The following is a 16,288-nucleotide window of genomic DNA, read 5'->3' as shown; positions in this document are numbered from 1 at the left end:
CCGCCCGCCGCAATGGAACTACAACCTCTTCGCAATGGTGCACGGACGCACGCGCGACGAAGTGGAAGCGAAGGTGGCGCAGATTGCGGAACTGCTGGGCGAGCATGTGCGCGGCCATGACGTGCTGTACAGCACGCGCATCCTGAAGAAGACCGGCCTGCGGCTGGCCAAGACAAAATCCTAGAAGGAAGAACCATGTTTCGCATCAGCCAATACATGCGCGAAATCGCCGAACCGACTCCCCTTGGCCCGAAGCGCAATCCACCCGGCCCGGTCGTCATCTGGAACCTGATCCGCCGCTGCAACCTGACCTGCAAGCATTGCTATTCGATTTCCGCCGACCACGACTACGAAGGCGAGCTGAACACCGAAGAAGTGTTCAAGGTGATGGACGACCTGCGCGCATTTCGCGTGCCGGTGCTGATCCTGTCCGGCGGCGAACCGCTGCTGCGGCCGGACATCTTCGACGTCGCCAGGCGCGCGAAACAGATGGGTTTCTACGTCGGCCTATCGAGCAACGGCACGCTCGTCGACGAGTCGAATATCGACCGCATCGCCGAAATCGGCTTCGATTACGTCGGCATCAGCCTCGACGGCATCCGCGCCACGCACGATGCCTTCCGGCGCAAGGAAGGCGCGTTCGATGCATCGCTGGACGGCGTGCGCCTGTGCCGCGACAAGGGCATCAAGGTGGGCGTACGCTTCACGCTCACGCAGGACAATGCGCGCGACCTGCCGGGCCTGCTGAAGCTGGTCGATGACGAAGGCATCCACAAGTTCTACCTCTCGCATCTCAACTACGCGGGACGCGGCAACACCAACCGCGGCAGGGACGCCTTCCTCGAAACGACGCGCAATGCGATGAACCTCCTGTTCGACACTTGCTGGAACGACCTGCAGCGCGGCGTCGAAAAGGAATTCGTGACCGGCAACAACGATGCCGACGGCGTCTTCCTGCTGCATTGGGTGCGCCGGCACATGCCGGAGAAGGAAGCACACCTGCGCGCCAAGCTGGCGCAGTGGGGCGGCAACTCTTCCGGCGTCAACGTCGCCAATATCGACAACCTCGGCAACGTGCACCCGGATACCTTCTGGTGGAACTACAACCTCGGCAATGTGCGCGACCGGAAGTTTTCCGAGATCTGGAGCGACACGTCGGATCCGCTGATGGCGGGCCTGAAGGCATCGCCGCGCGCCATCAAGGGCCGCTGCGGCGATTGCAGCTACTTCGACGTCTGCGGCGGCAACACCCGCGTACGTGCGATGCAGCTGACCGGTGATCCGTGGGAGGAAGATCCCGCATGCTATCTCCACGACGACGAGATTGGCGTGTCGAGCGAACGCGAGCGGGTGCAGCTCAAACCCTACTTCAAGATCCGGACCGCGAGGGCATCATGATGTGGCGTATCGTTCTGACCGCCGCCGCGGCAGTCCTCTCCCTGCAGTACGGCCAGGCATGGAGCGCCGACGCGGATGTCCTGTATCGCACCCACTGCGCGGCATGCCACGGGGCCGACCGCCTTGGTGGAACCGGTCCGGCGCTCTTGCCCGGCAACCTCGAACGCCTGCGCAAGCCGGCTGCAATCACAACGATCGCAGAAGGACGCATCGCCACCCAGATGCCCGCATTCAAGGACAAGCTGAACGAGGAAGAGATCAAGGCATTGGCGGACTTCGTGTACACGCCGCTGCCGTCGATGCCTGCATGGGGCATGGCGGAAATGCGTGCGTCGCGCATCGAACACCGCAGCGCCGCCAGCCTGGGCGACAAGCCGGTGTTCAAGGCCGACCCGCTCAACCTGTTCGTGGTGGTCGAGCTGGGTGACCATCACGCGACCATCCTCGACGGCGACAAGCTCGAGCCAATCACCCGTTTCCCGACGCGCTACGCGCTGCACGGCGGCCCGAAGTTCTCGCCGGATGGGCGCTACGTCTACTTCGCCTCGCGCGACGGCTGGATCGCCAAATACGACATCTGGAATCTTGCGCTGGTGGCGGAGATCCGTGCCGGCATCAATACGCGCAACCTCGCGGTATCGAGCGACGGACGCTTCGTCATGGTCGCCAACTACCTGCCGCATACGCTGGTGGCGCTCGATGCGAAAGACCTGCAGCCGATCAAGGTGATCGACGTCAGGGATGACAACGGCAAGAGTTCCCGCGTCTCGGCCATCTATGACGCCGCGCCGCGCAAGAGCTTTGTCGCCGCGCTGAAGGATATCCCGGAAGTATGGGAGATCCCCTATGACGACAAGGCGGAGCCGATTTTCAACGGCATGGTGCACGACTACAAGATGGGAGAAGGCCTGGCAGTGAAGGGGCCGTTCCCGGTACGCCGCATCGTGCTGGAAGACTATCTCGACGATTTCTTTTTCGACAGCCGCTACGACCACCTGATCGGCTCGTCGCGCGAGGGCAAGGGGCAGGTCGTCAACCTGAACATTCGCCGCAAGATCACCGACATTGAACTGCCCGGCATGCCGCACCTCGGTTCCGGCATTTCATGGGAACTGGATGGCCGTCCGATCATGGCCACGCCCAACCTGAAGGATGGGCTGGTCACGGTCATCGACATGAAAACCTGGAAGACGATCAAGCAGGTGAAGACGCTGGGCCCGGGATTCTTCATGCGCAGCCACGAGAATACGCCCTATGCCTGGGTCGACGTGTTCAACGGCACCAAGGACCGCGACGTGATCCAGATCCTGGACAAGAACAAGCTGGAAGTGGTCGCACAATTGCGACCGAGTCCGGGCAAGGTCGCCGCGCACACCGAGTTCAGCCGCGACGGCAAGTATGCACTGGTGAGCATCTGGGAAAACGATGGCGCGCTGGTGATCTACGACGCGCAGACGCTCAAGGAAGTGAAGCGGCTGCCGATGCGCAAGCCGTCCGGCAAGTACAACGTGTACAACAAGATCACGCGGTCAGCGGGAACAAGCCATTGATGCGCTCCGGGGCGGCGATACCGGAAGGATTTCCGAATTCGTCGCCCTGCAGCAGTGACACGACTTCACCGTCGATGGCGCCATCCCGCGCCATCTTGTACAGCACATCCATGCATTCTTCCTTTTTCATTCCCGCGCGATAAGGACGGTCTTCCGTCAGCGCGGTGAAGATGTCGGCGACCGCGACGATGCGCGCCTCGAACGGGATCTGCAGCTCCCGGAATGGATATCCGGTGCCGTCCAGCCGTTCATGATGCAACGCGGCCCAGGCGGTCACGTCTTCCAGTCCAGGCACTGCCGACAGGATCTGTTGCGTGTAGTAGGGATGCTGGCGGATCAGGAGCATTTCGTCGTCCGTCAGCTTGCCGGGTTTCTCCAGCAGTTCCGGCGGCACCGCCAGCTTGCCGAGGTCGTGCAGGTAGCCGGCCACGCCGACGAGGCGCACGCGCGGCGAAGGAAGTCCGGCCCTGCTTGCCAGCAGTTCGCTGGCCTTCGCAACGCCGCTGGAATGCGCGGCGGTATACGCGCTGCGGTAGTCGACAATCGCCGCGAACACCTTCGCAAGCGCATGCAGGTTATCGCCATCCAGGCGAAGCGCGCCACCGCCGAAGCGCTCCTTCAACAATGCTTCCTTGTGCTTGCTCGCAAGGTCGAGCCAGAACGACTCCCTTGCCGACACCTGTTCAAACGCATCGACTAGGTGGGGATGGAAATGGTCTCCAGCTCGGCTTCGAATGGAAGCCCTGATGTCCTTCGCATGGACCAGCGCCGGTTCGCCAGCGGGCGGAAGCACCGCAACACGATCCGCAAGGCGCAGGATATGGCTCTCCAATGGAACGCGGCATTCATCGAAGTAGCGACCTGCACCATGGTTCCAGTCGACGTGATGGAAGCGGATGACTCTCGCAGCCCGCGCGAACGGCGCAAAGCCTGCCAGCATCCGCGAACATTCGAGGCCGTGGTCATGGAGGTCGCTGCCGATATCCCCGGCTGCGTCGCTGTCCAGCGCCCGGTCAAGCAAAGGCCGGGTCTGCGGCGCGCATGCGGCGGCGACATCGTGCATCGCGGCCGCGACGAGAATATCCTGGACCTCCGCATCCGATAAACCGATCTCTTCCGCAATGCAGGCCGACACGTAGGCCACGCGCAGATGATGCTCCGACACCGCAGGATGCAAGAGATCCATCGCGCGCGCAAACGACAGCACCATGTCAAAGGAATTGACAATGATGGCGGACGAATCCGCGCGCCCTCCAACCTCCATCAAATCGCCTCGATGGCCGGATAGAAGTTCTGGTCTTCCTGGCGGATGCGTGTGTGCAGCCGCTTGAGTACCGTGTTCGCCTCGGTCCGGAATCCCTCCGGGTCCTTTGCCACATTGGTCGCGGTATTCCACTTGCGCGCGAATTCCTCGTAGCTTTGCGCGATCGCCTTCATGTCTTCCTGGTACTGGTTGCCCAGCCGCGCGATGGTTTCGCTCTTGCTGGAGCGCAGGGCGGGGTAGAGGACCTTGTCTTCAACGCTCAGGTGCAGCTTGATCATCGAACTCATCGAAACAACCGTCCGCGCGATGTCCCGCGCGTTCTCGATGATGCCCGACAACGAATGCTGGCGCAGTGTATTGATGCAATCAAAGATCTGGGTGTGCTGGTGCTTGAACTTGTCGATGTTCATGGTCTTTCCTTTCCGTTTCAACACATTGTATGTTTCCGCATTTAAAGATTCAAGTAAAATACATCTTTTAGTAGGGTTATGGAATTGCATATGAAAACACTTGAAGAAACAGCAATGCAGGGAACCGATCGGAGAAGAACACCCGCTATCTCGCCCGGTGTCTGGAGCACGGACGACTACATCCGTCGCTGGGCACAAAGCCTCGGCATGACGGGAGAATGCGTGGTGCCGCTGCAAAGCCTGCAAAATGAATGGAAGGCCAAGATCAACTTCGATGTGGAAGGGCAGCCGGTTGAGCGTACTGCGACGGCGCTGGACTCGCCACTTCTCCTCCGTGCCTGACGAGGGAAACAGGTTTTTGCTTGTGCGCTATGCTATCGGATCCATCTCCTTGCAACGAGGCCGCAGATGAACAACCGAGACCAGTTCCGCGCCAAACATCCGTTGAAGCTGACCGAAAGCAAGGCCGGCGCAAAACCGCTGTCATCCGGCGACAAGGAAGCGGACAAGGCACGCGTCGACGAACTCGCCAACCGCATCGCCGCCTGCCAGGACATCTTCTACGCCGAGCGCCGCCGCAAGCTGCTGGTCATCCTGCAAGGCATGGACACCAGCGGCAAGGATGGAACGGTGCGTGGCGTCTTCGGCCGCCTCGACCCGCTTGGCGTACGCTGCGTCGCCTTTCGCGCACCAACCATCGATGAACGCGAACACGACTACCTGTGGCGTGTACACCGCGAGGTACCCGCGCAAGGCCAGCTCGTCGTCTTCAACCGCAGCCACTACGAGGATGTCCTGTACCCGGCCGTGCACGGCCTGATCGACGGCAAGGAATGCGCGCGCCGCTACCAGCAGATCTGCGACTTTGAACGCATGCTGAGCGAGACCGGCACGGTCATCCTGAAATTCTTCCTGCACATTTCAAAGGAAGAGCAGAGGCAGCGCCTGCAAGCCCGGCTCGACGACCCGGACAAGCACTGGAAGGTCGACCTGAACGACCTCAAGGAACGCGAGCATTGGGATGCGTACCGGAGCTTCTACCAGAAGGCGATTGATAAGACCGACACGGATGTCGCGCCGTGGTACGTGATTCCGTCAGACAGCAAGACGCATCGCAATCTCGCGATTGCGTCCATCGTGGTAGAGACGCTCGATGCGATGAAACTCGCTTATCCGCCTGCGAATCCGGAGTACTTGAAGATCAAGGTGACTTGATTGTGCAGTCGTAGGGTGCGCGCCGCGTACCATAGGGGTGTTAGGAAATGCGGACGTGAAGATCGAATGCACGCCCGCGTTCCCGAATCGGCCTGACCACCACAACGCTATAAGCGATTGCAGTGCCAGACGCGTGTCCACGCCATGAAGTGCGCTTAGCTACCCATAGGATTCGAACCGGCACCACCGCTCGATGTGCCGGTGCCTGTCGATCCTGCGGGCGTACCTGCTCCGGTCGCGCCTGCACCAGTACCCGTCGTGCCGGATGTGCCCGTGCTCGTCGGCGCCGATGGCACGGTCTGCGCAGTGCAGGTGAATGCCTGGTTGCCGCTTGTTCCACTGGTTCCACCGGTTCCACTCGTTCCGCCGGTTCCGCTCGCGGATTGCGTGCACAGCACGATCAGGTTCTTCGCGGTATCGATGTACCACGTCGAATTGCCACCACCCGTTCCCGACGCCGATCCGTTGCTGCCGCCCGAGCTTGCGCTGCTGCCGCTGCCGAACAGCGGGATAAAGGGCGCCAGCGTGCTTGTCGGCGTGGAGGTCTGGGCGAATGCGATGGCTGCCGGAATGGCGGCGCCAGCTGCGATGAGTAACAAAGGCTTCATAGGAAACTCCTGGTTAATAGATGCAGTACATACGGTACATAGAGTACGGATAGGTCAGTCTGCGGGATCTGGCGAAAATGGCAATGCGAGCACGGAAAGAATCAGGAGACGGAACAGGAAGTCTGCACATCCATTGATATGCCTCTAGACGCAGTGCGATTCAGGGAACGAGGTTTTGCGGATTCGCAAAGTAAACGAGGCAAATGTCGTGGCCAGTGGCAGCCACGCAAAAGCCGCCTCACACGACATTCATCGTGAGTGCGGCGCCAGGTTTCATGTCTCGCGCGTATGCGCGAAAGAGCAGGCCACACTTCATGCGCTCAGAAGCATGGCGACGACGGTGCCGGAAACAGGAAAGTCCAAGCATACGCAGCAAACGGATGACCAGGCGCTTCGTCGTGGCAAGCAGCCTGCACACCATCGACGTCACTGCGCGCGTTCAACTTCTCTATAACCAACGCCTCCGGTCAGCAGAGGTCGTCATCTGATGTCGGACGTGGAATCGGCCCCGCAGTTCCAACATGCTGACCTGCACGGTCTGCACCGCAAAACAGCCACCTCGCGTATGCGCTAAGATCTTCGTACCCATTACAACTCATCAAGGGATCGCATGACACAACATTCCATGAAGAAGGCGCGGCATTCCCTGCTGGCAGCCATGATTGCAGGCACAACCGCACTGGTCTCGTTCCTCCCGCACACCGCCTTCGCCGATGCCCCCGCGAAGGTCGCTTCCCAGGTGCCCGGCTATTACCGCATGAACCTCGGCGACGTCGAAGTCACCGCGCTGTACGACGGCTACGTCATGCTCGACCCCAAGATCCTCAACGGCGCCAGCGCAAAAGACATCCAGGGCCTGCTCGCGCGCACCTTTGCCGCTTCGACGTCAGGCATGCAAACGGCAGTCAATGCCTACCTCGTCAATACTGGCAAGAACCTCATCCTGGTTGATGCCGGCGCGGCGAAGTGCTTCGGCCCGACATTGGGTGTCATCGGCGACAACATCCGCGCCGCCGGCTACAAGCCGGAACAGGTCGACACCGTCCTTCTGACCCACCTGCACGGCGACCACGTCTGCGGCATCGCCACCGCCGACGGCAAGGCCGCCTTCCCGAATGCCACCGTCCATGTCAGCAAGGACGAAGCCGCGTTCTGGCTCAATAAGGAAACGGCAGCCAAGGCGCCGAAAGAAATGCAAGCTTTCTTCAAGGTCGCCGAAGACGCCGTCGCGCCGTACAAGGCTGCAGGCAAGCTGAAGGAATTCAAATCCGGGGACACTCTCCTGCCCGGCATCGTCTCCGTACCCAGCCCCGGCCACACGCCGGGCCACGCCGGCTATCTCGTCACCTCTGGGCAAGAACAGTTGCTGGTATGGGGCGACATCGTGCACAACCACGCGGTGCAGTTCGCGCGGCCTGCTGTCGCCATCGACTTCGACACCGACAAGAAGCAGGCGATTGCCACGCGCCGGAAGCTGTTTGCCGACGTGGCGAAGAAGAAGCTGTGGGTGGCGGGCGCGCACCTGCCATTCCCCGGGTTGGGGCATGTGCGGGCGGAAGGGAAGGGCTATGCCTGGGTGCCGGTGGAATATGCGCCGTTAGCGAAATAGGGAGTGCCTATTCCTGCTGCTCGGCCAGGGTACACGCACTGGCGAGTGGGCTGACAACACAAGAGGCTGGTGCACCGAGAAGGCATCAGCCTCTTTTCTTAAAAACACGGCGTCACATCCTGCCATGCAGCGGGTCGGTCATTGCAGGACCTGCCGCCGTTGTTTCCGACTGCTTGCTGGCGCGCCGGACGATCAGGTGGTCCAGAATACGTGGTGCTGGCGAGTGTGATCCAGTTCGTGCATCCGGCATTCCAGGTCGGCGAGATCGACCGACTCGGCGAGATACGCCTCTTCGCGGTCACGTTCGCTGACGGCGATGCTGTGGCTGAGCGAATCTCCGAGGTGTTCGAAAAAGTCGTGGGTAGCGTGGCCTGCTGCGCGAACGGCATCTGCAATCACATGCGGCATATTGGATACGGCGGACATTTTATTTTCCTCTTCAAGTGCAATGATCTTCACTCCCAGTGTAGGAAGTGATGCACCAAGTTGGCACTTTCGTTTGGGAATTTCAGGTATCCGTTTTGTGAATATGAACCTGGCTGGCAGCTTCCACTGCTGCTGAACCGGGCACAAGTCTTGCAATCCTGTTAATGCGTGATTGCAAGACCTGCCGCATCGTCAGTCGCGGCTATTGATTCAAGAACCCGCCCACTCTTCCTACGGGAGGACAACTTCATGTAGTCTGCCGATATGGACAACGAAAATGCCATCCACCTGAGCGGACCCTTCCGCATCAACGACTCCCTGGGACGCACGTGGAATGCCCGCGCAATCCGAATCGTCGACGAAAGCTACGGCATCATCGACGTCTACGTCGACCTGGATACACCCATGGAAGATGACCCGCTCCACGAAGACCCGGTCGTCATCCGCGAAATCCTGTCCCGCCTGCGCACGCTCGGCTACGACGGCCCGGATTTCGGTCCTGCCGAAGCGGGCATGCAGGATGACAAACTGATCGTGCTGGAGGCGCCGGAAGAATTCGGTCGCTTTGCGGAGAGCAAGGGGTGGAAGAACCTGGCCGCAGCGTATGCGGAAGAAGAAGGCGGTATCGAGCCGGATGACAGCGCCCATGACGTTCATGCGCGCGCCGCATTCGACGCGCTCATGCATCGCCTGGGCGTCAAGTAATTACGAGGCCTTGCCTTCGCGCGAATCGATATCCGCCAGCGACTCGCGGCCGCGCTCCGTGACGTCGAAACCCTCGCCCACCGTCCGCGGTGCGATGAGTCCCTTCCGGCTCAGGAATGCCGCGACATCCGCATCGATCGATCCCGGCGCTGCATAAGCCACTGCACGCAGCCCGTCAATGCAGCGTTTCACGAACAAGGTCTGCTGCCCCTTTTCCGTGAGTACATGCATGCCGCCCTTCGAGGTGACGTATTTCAGGCCGACGAGACGCTTGGCATTGCGCGCCACGCACGCGCTCTCGCGTTCGCCCTTCTTCAAGCGGCGGATCTGTGAGAGCGCTTCGAATTCATCCTGTGTCAACTTGTCGTCCATCGCTGTCTCTCAATCATCAAATCGTGAAGTCGCCATGGTACCGCGAAGGCGTGTTGTTGAATGCATGACGCGCTTCAGCACTGCCCGGCGAGCGCGATGCCGAGGGGATTACAGCACGTGCTCGAGGAAGGCGCGCGTCCTGGCGTGCTGCGGATTGGAGAAGATTGCTGCCGGATTGTCGGCCTCCACGATCTCACCCTTGTCCATGAACACCACGCGCGTCGAGACGTCCCGCGCAAAGTTCATTTCATGGGTGACGACCAGCATGGTCATGTGCTCATCGGCCAGCTGGCGCATCGCGCGCAGGACTTCGCCGGTCAGCTCGGGGTCGAGCGCCGAGGTCGGTTCGTCGAACAGCATCAGGTCGGGTTCCATCGCGAGTGCACGGGCAATGGCGACGCGCTGCTTCTGTCCGCCTGAAAGCTGCGACGGATAACTGTCGCTCTTGTTCAGCAAATCGACCTTGCGCAGCAGGGCTTCCGCCTTGGGCACGATTTCGTCTCGGCGCATGCCTTTTACCGTCATCGGAGCCTCGATGATGTTGTCGAGGACGGTGAGGTGAGGGAAGAGATTGAAGTGCTGGAACACCATGCCCATCCTGCTGCAGATACGGCGCACCTCGGCTGGCGATGCGTAGCGGCAGGTGCCGCCGCCATCGGTCGTCGCCAGTGTTTCGCCCTCGATGGCGAGATGGCCGCTGTCGATCTTTTCGAGGTGGTTGAGGCAGCGCAGGAAGGTACTCTTGCCCGAACCGGAAGGGCCGATCAGGGCGACCACGTCGCCCTTCCTGACATCCAGCGAAATGCCCTTCAAGACTTCCAGCTGCCCGAAGCTCTTGCGTATGTCGCGGGCCTGGATCATCAGCATCGGTTCCACGGCATCATCCTTCATAGACGGCATAACGTTTTTCCAGGCGGTGGAAGCCCCAGGTCAGCACCAGGGTCATGATCAGGTAGAACGCGGCGGCGACCACGAAAGGCATGGTGGTGAAGTCGCGCTGCACGATGCCGCGCGCCGCGCGCAGCAGGTCGTTCATCGCCAGCACGTAGATCAGCGAAGTGTCCTTGACGAGGGTGATTGTCTCGTTGCTGACCGGCGCCAGGATGCGCTTGATGACCTGCGGCAGGATGATCCGGCGCATGGTCTGCACATAGTTCATGCCCAGCACCTGCGACGCCTCGTACTGCCCGCGATCGACCGACTGGATGCCGGAGCGGAAGATCTCCGCGAAATAGGCCGCGTAATTGAGCGTGAACGCCACGATCGCTGCGGGGAAGTCCGGCAGGCGAATGCCGATGACCGGCACCCAGGGCAGCGCGAAGTAGATGAACAGCATCTGCAGCATCAGCGGCGTGCCGCGCATCAGCCAGATGTAGCCGCTAACGAGGTTGCTCGCGACGCGGAAATGGGAGACGCGGATCAGCGCCAGCGCAAGGCCCAGCGGCACCGAGAGCACCAGCGTGATGAAAAAAACCTTCAGGGTAACGACGCTGCCATTCAGCAGCGGACCCATGATTTCAAAGAGGTAGTTCATGTTGCCGGCCCGCCGACCCGGCGCGGGGCCGGGTCACGCAGGCAGTAAGGCCCGCCGGAGCGGGGGGGCTTATTTTACGATGTTCTTGCCGAACCACTGGGTCGAGATACGCTCGGCCGCGCCGTCCTTCTTCATGTCGGCGAGTGCCTTGTCCAGCTTGCCCAGCAGCGCCGCGTCGTCCTTGCGCACGCCCACGCCGTACTCTTCGGTGCCGAAGTGCTCGTCCAGCACGACATACTCGCCTGCCTTTTTGGAGGTGTAGTAGCGGCCGACGACCTCGTCGACCACCAGCGCATCGAGGCGGCCGGTGCTCACATCCATCAGGGCAGCGACGTTGTCGCCAAACTTGCGCAGTTCCTTCAGGCCCTTCGCCGCCTCATCCTTCTGGATGGCTTCGACCGCGCTGCTGCCTTCCTGCACGCCGACGACCTTGCCGGCCAGGTCAGCCTTGGTCTTGATCGGCGACGCGGCCGTCACGATGATGATCTGGCGGTTCTCCAGGTAGGGCGCGGTAAAGGCGATCTGTTCCTTGCGCTTGTCGGTAATGGTCAGTCCGTTCCACAGCACGTCGACGCGCTTGCCGCCCAGTTCGGCTTCCTTCGCGCTCCACTCGATGGGCTTGAATTCCACCTCGACGCCGAGGCGCTTGCCGGCTTCGCGCGCCAGGTCGATATCAAAGCCGACCAGCTCGTTCGACTTCGCGTCACGGAAACCCATCGGGGGAAAGTTGTCATCCAGGCCAATGACGATCTTGGTGGCGGCAGCAGCGGGTGCAGAAGCGGCCGGTGCCGGAGCCTTGTCGCAAGCGGAAAGGAGGGCGCCCGCAACGAGGGCTGCGGAAAGCAGGGAAAGCGATTTCTTCATGGGAGATTTTCGGAAGTGAAACAGGCAAACGCGCGATTATTCCACAAACTCGCGCGCTTTCCGATCCGTAATGCTACGGGAGATGATGAAGGTTATTTCTTCGTCAATTCTTCGTGCGATATCGAAATGGCAAGTAGCGCGCACGGGCAGACCATCCAGCAGAATGTGGAGGGTTCATGCGCTTCCCGCTACAGCTTCGGAATACGCAAAGTCTTGCTGATCATGAGCGATCCGGACAGGACGAACAGCAAGACCATTGGATGCAGCACCAGCGGCCCCGTCTTCCATACACCGCCGTACAACCGATCGCCCAACCGTCCCTGCCACGCCGCAAAGGCAAGAAGAGCGGTGAGCACGACGCTTGTCGGAATCGGCGTTCCCTCGAAATAGGCGACCTTGTCGGCGCCCTCCGACAGGCTTTCCGCCGTGACGTTATAGCGCGCCAGGCGACTCACGCCACAGCAGACGAAATAGATCAGCGCGATCTTGTCGACCGTGGTCTGCATCCCCGCGGTAAACGCCAGGACAGCAGGCGCAACGCCAAACGAAATCACGTCCGCAAGTGAATCCAGTTCGCGGCCCAGTGCAGAGTGCTGGCGGCGCCAGCGCGCAACACGCCCGTCAAGGATATCGAATACGAAAGCGAGCGGCGCCATCGCGCAAGCGAGGAAGAAGTTCGCCAACTCATTGCCGAGCAGGTACTGCATGGAAAAAAACAGCGCGAACACGCCGCACGCCGCGTTAGCCAGTGTGAGGAAGTCCGCAAGATGGAACTCCCGGATCATCGAGAAATGCCGGGGGCGTGGATTGGGCGGGGGCATAGGAGGATATCGCAGTATCTGTGGAATATCTTCTATAGCCCTCCGGGGAATGCGTTGCTTGGAGATCGAGCAAGAAAGTGTTCTTGCGTGTCAGGTCTTGCAATTCAGCACATGCGCTAATGCAAGACCTAGCCCTGAGGTTGGCGCATTTGTCGTGCATAAGTATGGCGGCGTGCGAGGGGAAACGTAGTAGGGGACGCAGCCTGCGCTCGCTGGCGTGGGCCAGCGCCGTCTATCGATGTGTGGCAAGCAAGGCAACTGGTTCCGGCTGTGCTTTCGCTTCCAGCGCCGTTGCGCGGTTGATCATTTCCCGCCACAGCTTCTCCGGCGCCTTGCTGAATACCACGTCCGGATCGACCTTGAGCACATGCCATGCGCCGCGCTCGATTTCCGCTTTCAACTGACCAGCAGCCCAGCCGGCATAGCCTTGGAACACGCGCAAATCCCGGGTCGGTGCTTCGCGGCGCAGCAGCCCGTCAAGGATCTCCGCGCTCATGCTCATGTAGATATCGTCGACCACATGCAGCGCCTCATTCGCCTTCGACTGCGCGCGGTAAAGGAAGACCAGGGTTTGACGGGAAACCGGGCCGCCGGAATAGAGCGTGTCCTGCCCGTCCTGCAAGCCGGAAACGCCAGGGAAGAGATGACCAAGCCCTGTCTGCATGGAGCGGTTGAGAATGACGCCGAGGGTGCCTTGGCGGCCGTGGTCGGTCAGTAGCAGGACAGTCTGCCGGAAGTTGGGATCACGCATACCCTTGCTCGCCACGAGCAGGATGCCTTTGCCTGCAGGCTCACCGGCTTGCGCGCCCGGGACCAGGAAGAACAGGGTTAACACGTACAGGAGGAGCAGGCGGCGGGGCTTGTTCATTGCAATGGTCAATGATGGCGTGACTGCAACGATGATAGCAGGGCGGGCACATCCTGCGCTCCAGCAGACGTGTGATTGCAAGACCAGCTCCCATAGGTAGTGATATCCCGGTTCAGTTGAATATCTCGCGTCCGATGTTCAATAACGCCAATACCACATAGGGAAACGCGACCGTCGGCCGCATCATGCTCTTTGCGTACTCCACAAGCAGTCCGCCGAACCCGGGACGCATTGCCTGCCATTCGGTATGCAACTGACAGGCATAGGCAAGCTGCGGCGATGCTTGCTTCAGTAACTGTTCGATACGCAAGAGCCTGTCGCCAAGACGCGACTGGTATGTTCGTAGGATGCCTTCCTGAATCCACAATATCAGCGTCACTGCGACGGCAAACTTCGCGTCCAGTGATGACAGGGACAAAACAAATAGGGCGATGCTGGCCAGCTTGATCAGCAGGCTGTGCTTTTCGTACTGCTCATAATTGTTTTGAAGGGTAGTCCACTCGTGCGCGAGGGGTGACATTTCAGCAGCAGACATTTCTTTTCCATGTTGTAGATGCGTTTTCAAAATATTGTACCCGCGCATCTACTGACCGCTGTCCGGTGGCATTCAGGGGAAGGCCACTGTTCCCGACTTTTGTCGAGATGACTCCTTTATTATCTTGCGGTCCTAGGAGAGCGTCTGGATTTGGAACATGCGCCTATATGGGCAGACCGGCCGAGTAGTAACGAGCGCGCCGTGCTATTCGAAAGGTGCTGACTTGGATAGCTCGGTAGGTTGGGCCGCCAAGCCCGACATGTAGCAGAAGGTAGCAAGCTTATTGAAAAAGAAGTCGGTGATTGCTCGTGACGACCAGGATGATGATCCTAAGTCAGGAGAACATTGGGTTTTGCAGCCCGACCTACGCTTGCTGCACCTATACCAAAGTAGGAACAAACCCTACCCCATGCATGGGATATACAGGCCATCGCAAACATTCTAATCTTAGACGGTTTCCTAAAGGCAAGTCCCTGGTGCCATGAGTTCAATTTGTGGCATGTAATCCCAATGGCGGCGACTATAGATTTGCCGCGCTTTTCTTAGAGGAGAAGGCTTATGGCCGTTAATGTCAAAGTTAAGTATCAAATAAAAATCAAGGGATACAGCCTCCGTACCGTGGGCCCTACCGCCATCCAGGCAATGGCAAAGACCGAGAGCGCGGTGATGGAAGCGATTAAGAAGCGAGAGTATGCAGCTACCAAGGCGGTGGAAAGTATTGTCATTCTGAGTATCGATTGAGGTTTAGACCAACATATGTCGTCGCACAAAGTCACTATTCTCCAACCGCCACTTCAAATTGGTAAAACCGACGTGGCGTTCCCAGTACATAAAGACGGTTCCAAAATCGGTGAACTCAGGGTGTCGAACGGCTCACTAGTATGGTTTCCTGCAAGTAGTACTTATGGTTACAAACTGTCGTGGTCGAAGTTAGCGGAGCTATTTGAAGCGCACGGAAGCCATCGAGCGGAAAAGCGTTAGTTGTGGTTGGTCAGGTTAGGCTTTTCAGTCCAACCTACGCTTGCTGACATTACCATTCGGGCTAACGCAAAAGCGGGGTCAAGTCTTGCGATTCCGCACAAGCGCTAATGCAAGACCTGACGCGAGGTTAACGAGGTTCATCTTGGTTTGCTATTTTGGTCGCAAAAAATTCATCTTCCAATGACCTTTCCATGCACGAGTTGTGGACTCTGTTGTCGTCACGTCGACCGAACTGAGGCAACACAATGGCTCGACCGAGGGGACGGGACATGCGTGCATTTGAACCTCACAGAAAGGACTTGCGACATCTACGATACGCGGCCAGAAGTGTGCCGAATTGACGATGCCTTCACGCTCTTCGCGCACCAACTAAACCTCATTGCGTACTACCGCGCAAATGCAGACGTATGTAATTCCCTGCAGCGTGAACACGACTTTCCTTCCCACTACAAAATAACGATCCAAGAAAGTTGAAATGGCGATTCCACTCATTGTTGGCGGTGTAGCACTTGTCGCAGGCGCTTTTGGCGCAAAAAAAGGCTACGATGCGAAGAATAATTATGCAAAGGCCAAGAGCACCGTTGCAGAGGCTGTAGATGAATTCGAAACGGCCAGAGATATCCTGAACGAACAGAAGGAATTGACTGCCTCGGCACTCACTCATCTCGGCAAAGTGCGCCTTCACACCGAAGGTCATCTCATGAAACGGTTCGTGGTGGCGGTACGGCAAGTTAACCAGGTAACATATCGGCCGATTCAACTCGGGGCTAACACAGTCGAAGTCACGCCGCCGGCACTTTCAGAAATCGAAGTCAGTTCTTATCAAGCGGCCGATCTTTTAAAAGACGGTATGAGTGCCGTCTCCTCCGGCGTGTTGACCGGAATTGGCGCGGGCGGCTTGGCTGCCAAGATTGGGGTTGCATCAACTGGGACCGCCATCAGCAGCCTCTCAGGGGTCGCTGCTACCAATGCCACGCTGGCTTGGCTAGGCGGCGGATCGCTGGCTGCGGGCGGAATGGGAGTCGCCGGCGGAATGGCCGTCCTCGGCGGTGCTATTGCCGGTCCCGTTATCGCCGTGATGGGGTTTTCTGCGGCGAAAAAATCGGAAAAGGCGCTGACAGAAGCGTT

19 protein-coding genes and 2 pseudogenes are annotated in these 16,288 nt (G+C 59.4%); 10 read left to right on the top strand and 11 right to left on the bottom strand.

The features are described from left to right. The 3 genes and pseudogenes from AYR66_RS07890 to AYR66_RS07880 all read left to right on the top strand — a co-directional run. A pseudogene (locus tag AYR66_RS07890) lies at positions 1-184 on the top strand (siroheme decarboxylase subunit beta); the annotation flags it as partial. Between the two features lie 11 nt (positions 185-195). Continuing rightward, a complete protein-coding gene (gene nirJ / locus AYR66_RS07885; protein WP_088707053.1) occupies positions 196-1,398 on the top strand; it encodes a heme d1 biosynthesis radical SAM protein NirJ in 1,203 nt (400 codons plus the stop codon). Continuing rightward, positions 1,398-2,948 (top strand): cytochrome D1 domain-containing protein, encoded by a 1,551-nt coding sequence (locus tag AYR66_RS07880; RefSeq protein ID WP_088707052.1) that lies wholly within the window; start codon positions 1,398-1,400, stop codon positions 2,946-2,948. Before nirJ ends, AYR66_RS07880 begins: the two co-directional genes overlap by 1 nt. Here the strand turns inward: AYR66_RS07880 and AYR66_RS07875 are convergent. Further along, positions 2,920-4,212, bottom strand: a complete 1,293-nt coding sequence (locus AYR66_RS07875; RefSeq protein ID WP_088707051.1) for an HD-GYP domain-containing protein — start codon at positions 4,210-4,212, stop codon at positions 2,920-2,922. The genes AYR66_RS07880 and AYR66_RS07875 overlap by 29 nt on opposite strands. Further along, positions 4,212-4,622 (bottom strand): hemerythrin domain-containing protein, encoded by a 411-nt coding sequence (locus AYR66_RS07870; protein WP_088707050.1) that lies wholly within the window; start codon positions 4,620-4,622, stop codon positions 4,212-4,214. The genes AYR66_RS07875 and AYR66_RS07870 overlap by 1 nt, the downstream gene beginning before the upstream one ends. Positions 4,623-4,712: 90 nt before the next feature. Here AYR66_RS07870 and AYR66_RS28250 point away from each other — a divergent pair, with 90 nt between their 5' ends. Together AYR66_RS28250 and AYR66_RS07865 are read left to right on the top strand one after the other, a co-directional pair. Beyond that, a complete protein-coding gene (locus AYR66_RS28250) occupies positions 4,713-4,964 on the top strand; it encodes a hypothetical protein (RefSeq protein ID WP_141104039.1) in 252 nt (83 codons plus the stop codon). A gap of 66 nt (positions 4,965-5,030) precedes the next feature. Further along, positions 5,031-5,837 carry a PPK2 family polyphosphate kinase gene (locus tag AYR66_RS07865; protein WP_088707049.1) on the top strand — a complete coding sequence of 269 codons (807 nt, stop codon included), beginning with the start codon at positions 5,031-5,033 and terminating at the stop codon, positions 5,835-5,837. A 155-nt stretch (positions 5,838-5,992) separates the two neighbouring features. Here the strand turns inward: AYR66_RS07865 and AYR66_RS07860 are convergent, their stop codons facing one another. Continuing rightward, complete coding sequence (locus AYR66_RS07860; protein WP_088707048.1) at positions 5,993-6,445, bottom strand: hypothetical protein; 453 nt, start codon at positions 6,443-6,445, stop codon at positions 5,993-5,995. Between the two features lie 610 nt (positions 6,446-7,055). Here AYR66_RS07860 and AYR66_RS07855 point away from each other — a divergent pair. Beyond that, positions 7,056-8,054, top strand: a complete 999-nt coding sequence (locus AYR66_RS07855) for an MBL fold metallo-hydrolase (RefSeq protein ID WP_088707047.1) — start codon at positions 7,056-7,058, stop codon at positions 8,052-8,054. 192 nt (positions 8,055-8,246) lie between these two features. On the opposite strand, the gene AYR66_RS07850 is transcribed toward AYR66_RS07855, so the two are convergent. Next, positions 8,247-8,480, bottom strand: coding sequence for a DUF3563 family protein (locus AYR66_RS07850; protein ID WP_088707046.1), 234 nt, complete (start codon positions 8,478-8,480; stop codon positions 8,247-8,249). Between the two features lie 264 nt (positions 8,481-8,744). On the opposite strand from AYR66_RS07850, the gene AYR66_RS07845 reads away from it, so the two are divergent. Continuing rightward, positions 8,745-9,185 carry a hypothetical protein gene (locus AYR66_RS07845; RefSeq protein WP_206047103.1) on the top strand — a complete coding sequence of 147 codons (441 nt, stop codon included), beginning with the start codon at positions 8,745-8,747 and terminating at the stop codon, positions 9,183-9,185. Here the strand turns inward: AYR66_RS07845 and AYR66_RS07840 are convergent, their stop codons facing one another. The 7 genes from AYR66_RS07840 to AYR66_RS07810 all read right to left on the bottom strand — a co-directional run bounded on the left by AYR66_RS07840 (position 9,186) and on the right by AYR66_RS07810 (position 14,179). Beyond that, the gene (locus tag AYR66_RS07840) at positions 9,186-9,557 is read right to left on the bottom strand and encodes a hypothetical protein (protein WP_088707045.1); all 372 of its coding nucleotides are present in this window, start codon (positions 9,555-9,557) and stop codon (positions 9,186-9,188) included. 108 nt (positions 9,558-9,665) lie between these two features. Then, entirely contained in the window at positions 9,666-10,457 is a 792-nt protein-coding gene (locus tag AYR66_RS07835) for an amino acid ABC transporter ATP-binding protein (RefSeq protein WP_272938326.1), read from the bottom strand. Beyond that, the gene (locus tag AYR66_RS07830) at positions 10,438-11,091 is read right to left on the bottom strand and encodes an amino acid ABC transporter permease (RefSeq protein ID WP_088707044.1); all 654 of its coding nucleotides are present in this window, start codon (positions 11,089-11,091) and stop codon (positions 10,438-10,440) included. The genes AYR66_RS07835 and AYR66_RS07830 overlap by 20 nt, the downstream gene beginning before the upstream one ends. Before the next feature lie 69 nt (positions 11,092-11,160). Then, positions 11,161-11,955, bottom strand: coding sequence for an amino acid ABC transporter substrate-binding protein (locus AYR66_RS07825; RefSeq protein WP_088707043.1), 795 nt, complete (start codon positions 11,953-11,955; stop codon positions 11,161-11,163). Between the two features lie 188 nt (positions 11,956-12,143). Beyond that, complete coding sequence (pssA, locus tag AYR66_RS07820; protein WP_088707042.1) at positions 12,144-12,776, bottom strand: CDP-diacylglycerol--serine O-phosphatidyltransferase; 633 nt, start codon at positions 12,774-12,776, stop codon at positions 12,144-12,146. A gap of 232 nt (positions 12,777-13,008) precedes the next feature. Next, positions 13,009-13,644, bottom strand: coding sequence for a YqgE/AlgH family protein (locus AYR66_RS07815; RefSeq protein WP_088707041.1), 636 nt, complete (start codon positions 13,642-13,644; stop codon positions 13,009-13,011). A gap of 112 nt (positions 13,645-13,756) precedes the next feature. After that, positions 13,757-14,179, bottom strand: a complete 423-nt coding sequence (locus AYR66_RS07810) for a hypothetical protein (RefSeq protein ID WP_088707040.1) — start codon at positions 14,177-14,179, stop codon at positions 13,757-13,759. A 558-nt stretch (positions 14,180-14,737) separates the two neighbouring features. On the opposite strand from AYR66_RS07810, the gene AYR66_RS07805 reads away from it, so the two are divergent. From AYR66_RS07805 to AYR66_RS29445, 3 genes and pseudogenes are all read left to right on the top strand, one after another. Continuing rightward, positions 14,738-14,920: a hypothetical protein gene (locus AYR66_RS07805; RefSeq protein WP_088707039.1), complete on the top strand. Its 183-nt coding sequence runs from the start codon at positions 14,738-14,740 to the stop codon at positions 14,918-14,920. A 420-nt stretch (positions 14,921-15,340) separates the two neighbouring features. Next, entirely contained in the window at positions 15,341-15,634 is a 294-nt protein-coding gene (locus AYR66_RS07800; protein ID WP_088707038.1) for a YkgJ family cysteine cluster protein, read from the top strand. A 1-nt stretch (position 15,635) separates the two neighbouring features. Continuing rightward, a pseudogene (locus tag AYR66_RS29445) lies at positions 15,636-16,288 on the top strand (hypothetical protein); the annotation flags it as partial.

Origin of the sequence: Noviherbaspirillum denitrificans (assembly GCF_002211445.1) — a bacterium.
GTDB lineage: Bacteria > Pseudomonadota > Gammaproteobacteria > Burkholderiales > Burkholderiaceae_D > Noviherbaspirillum > Noviherbaspirillum denitrificans.
This window is presented reverse-complemented; position numbering and strand designations above follow the sequence as displayed.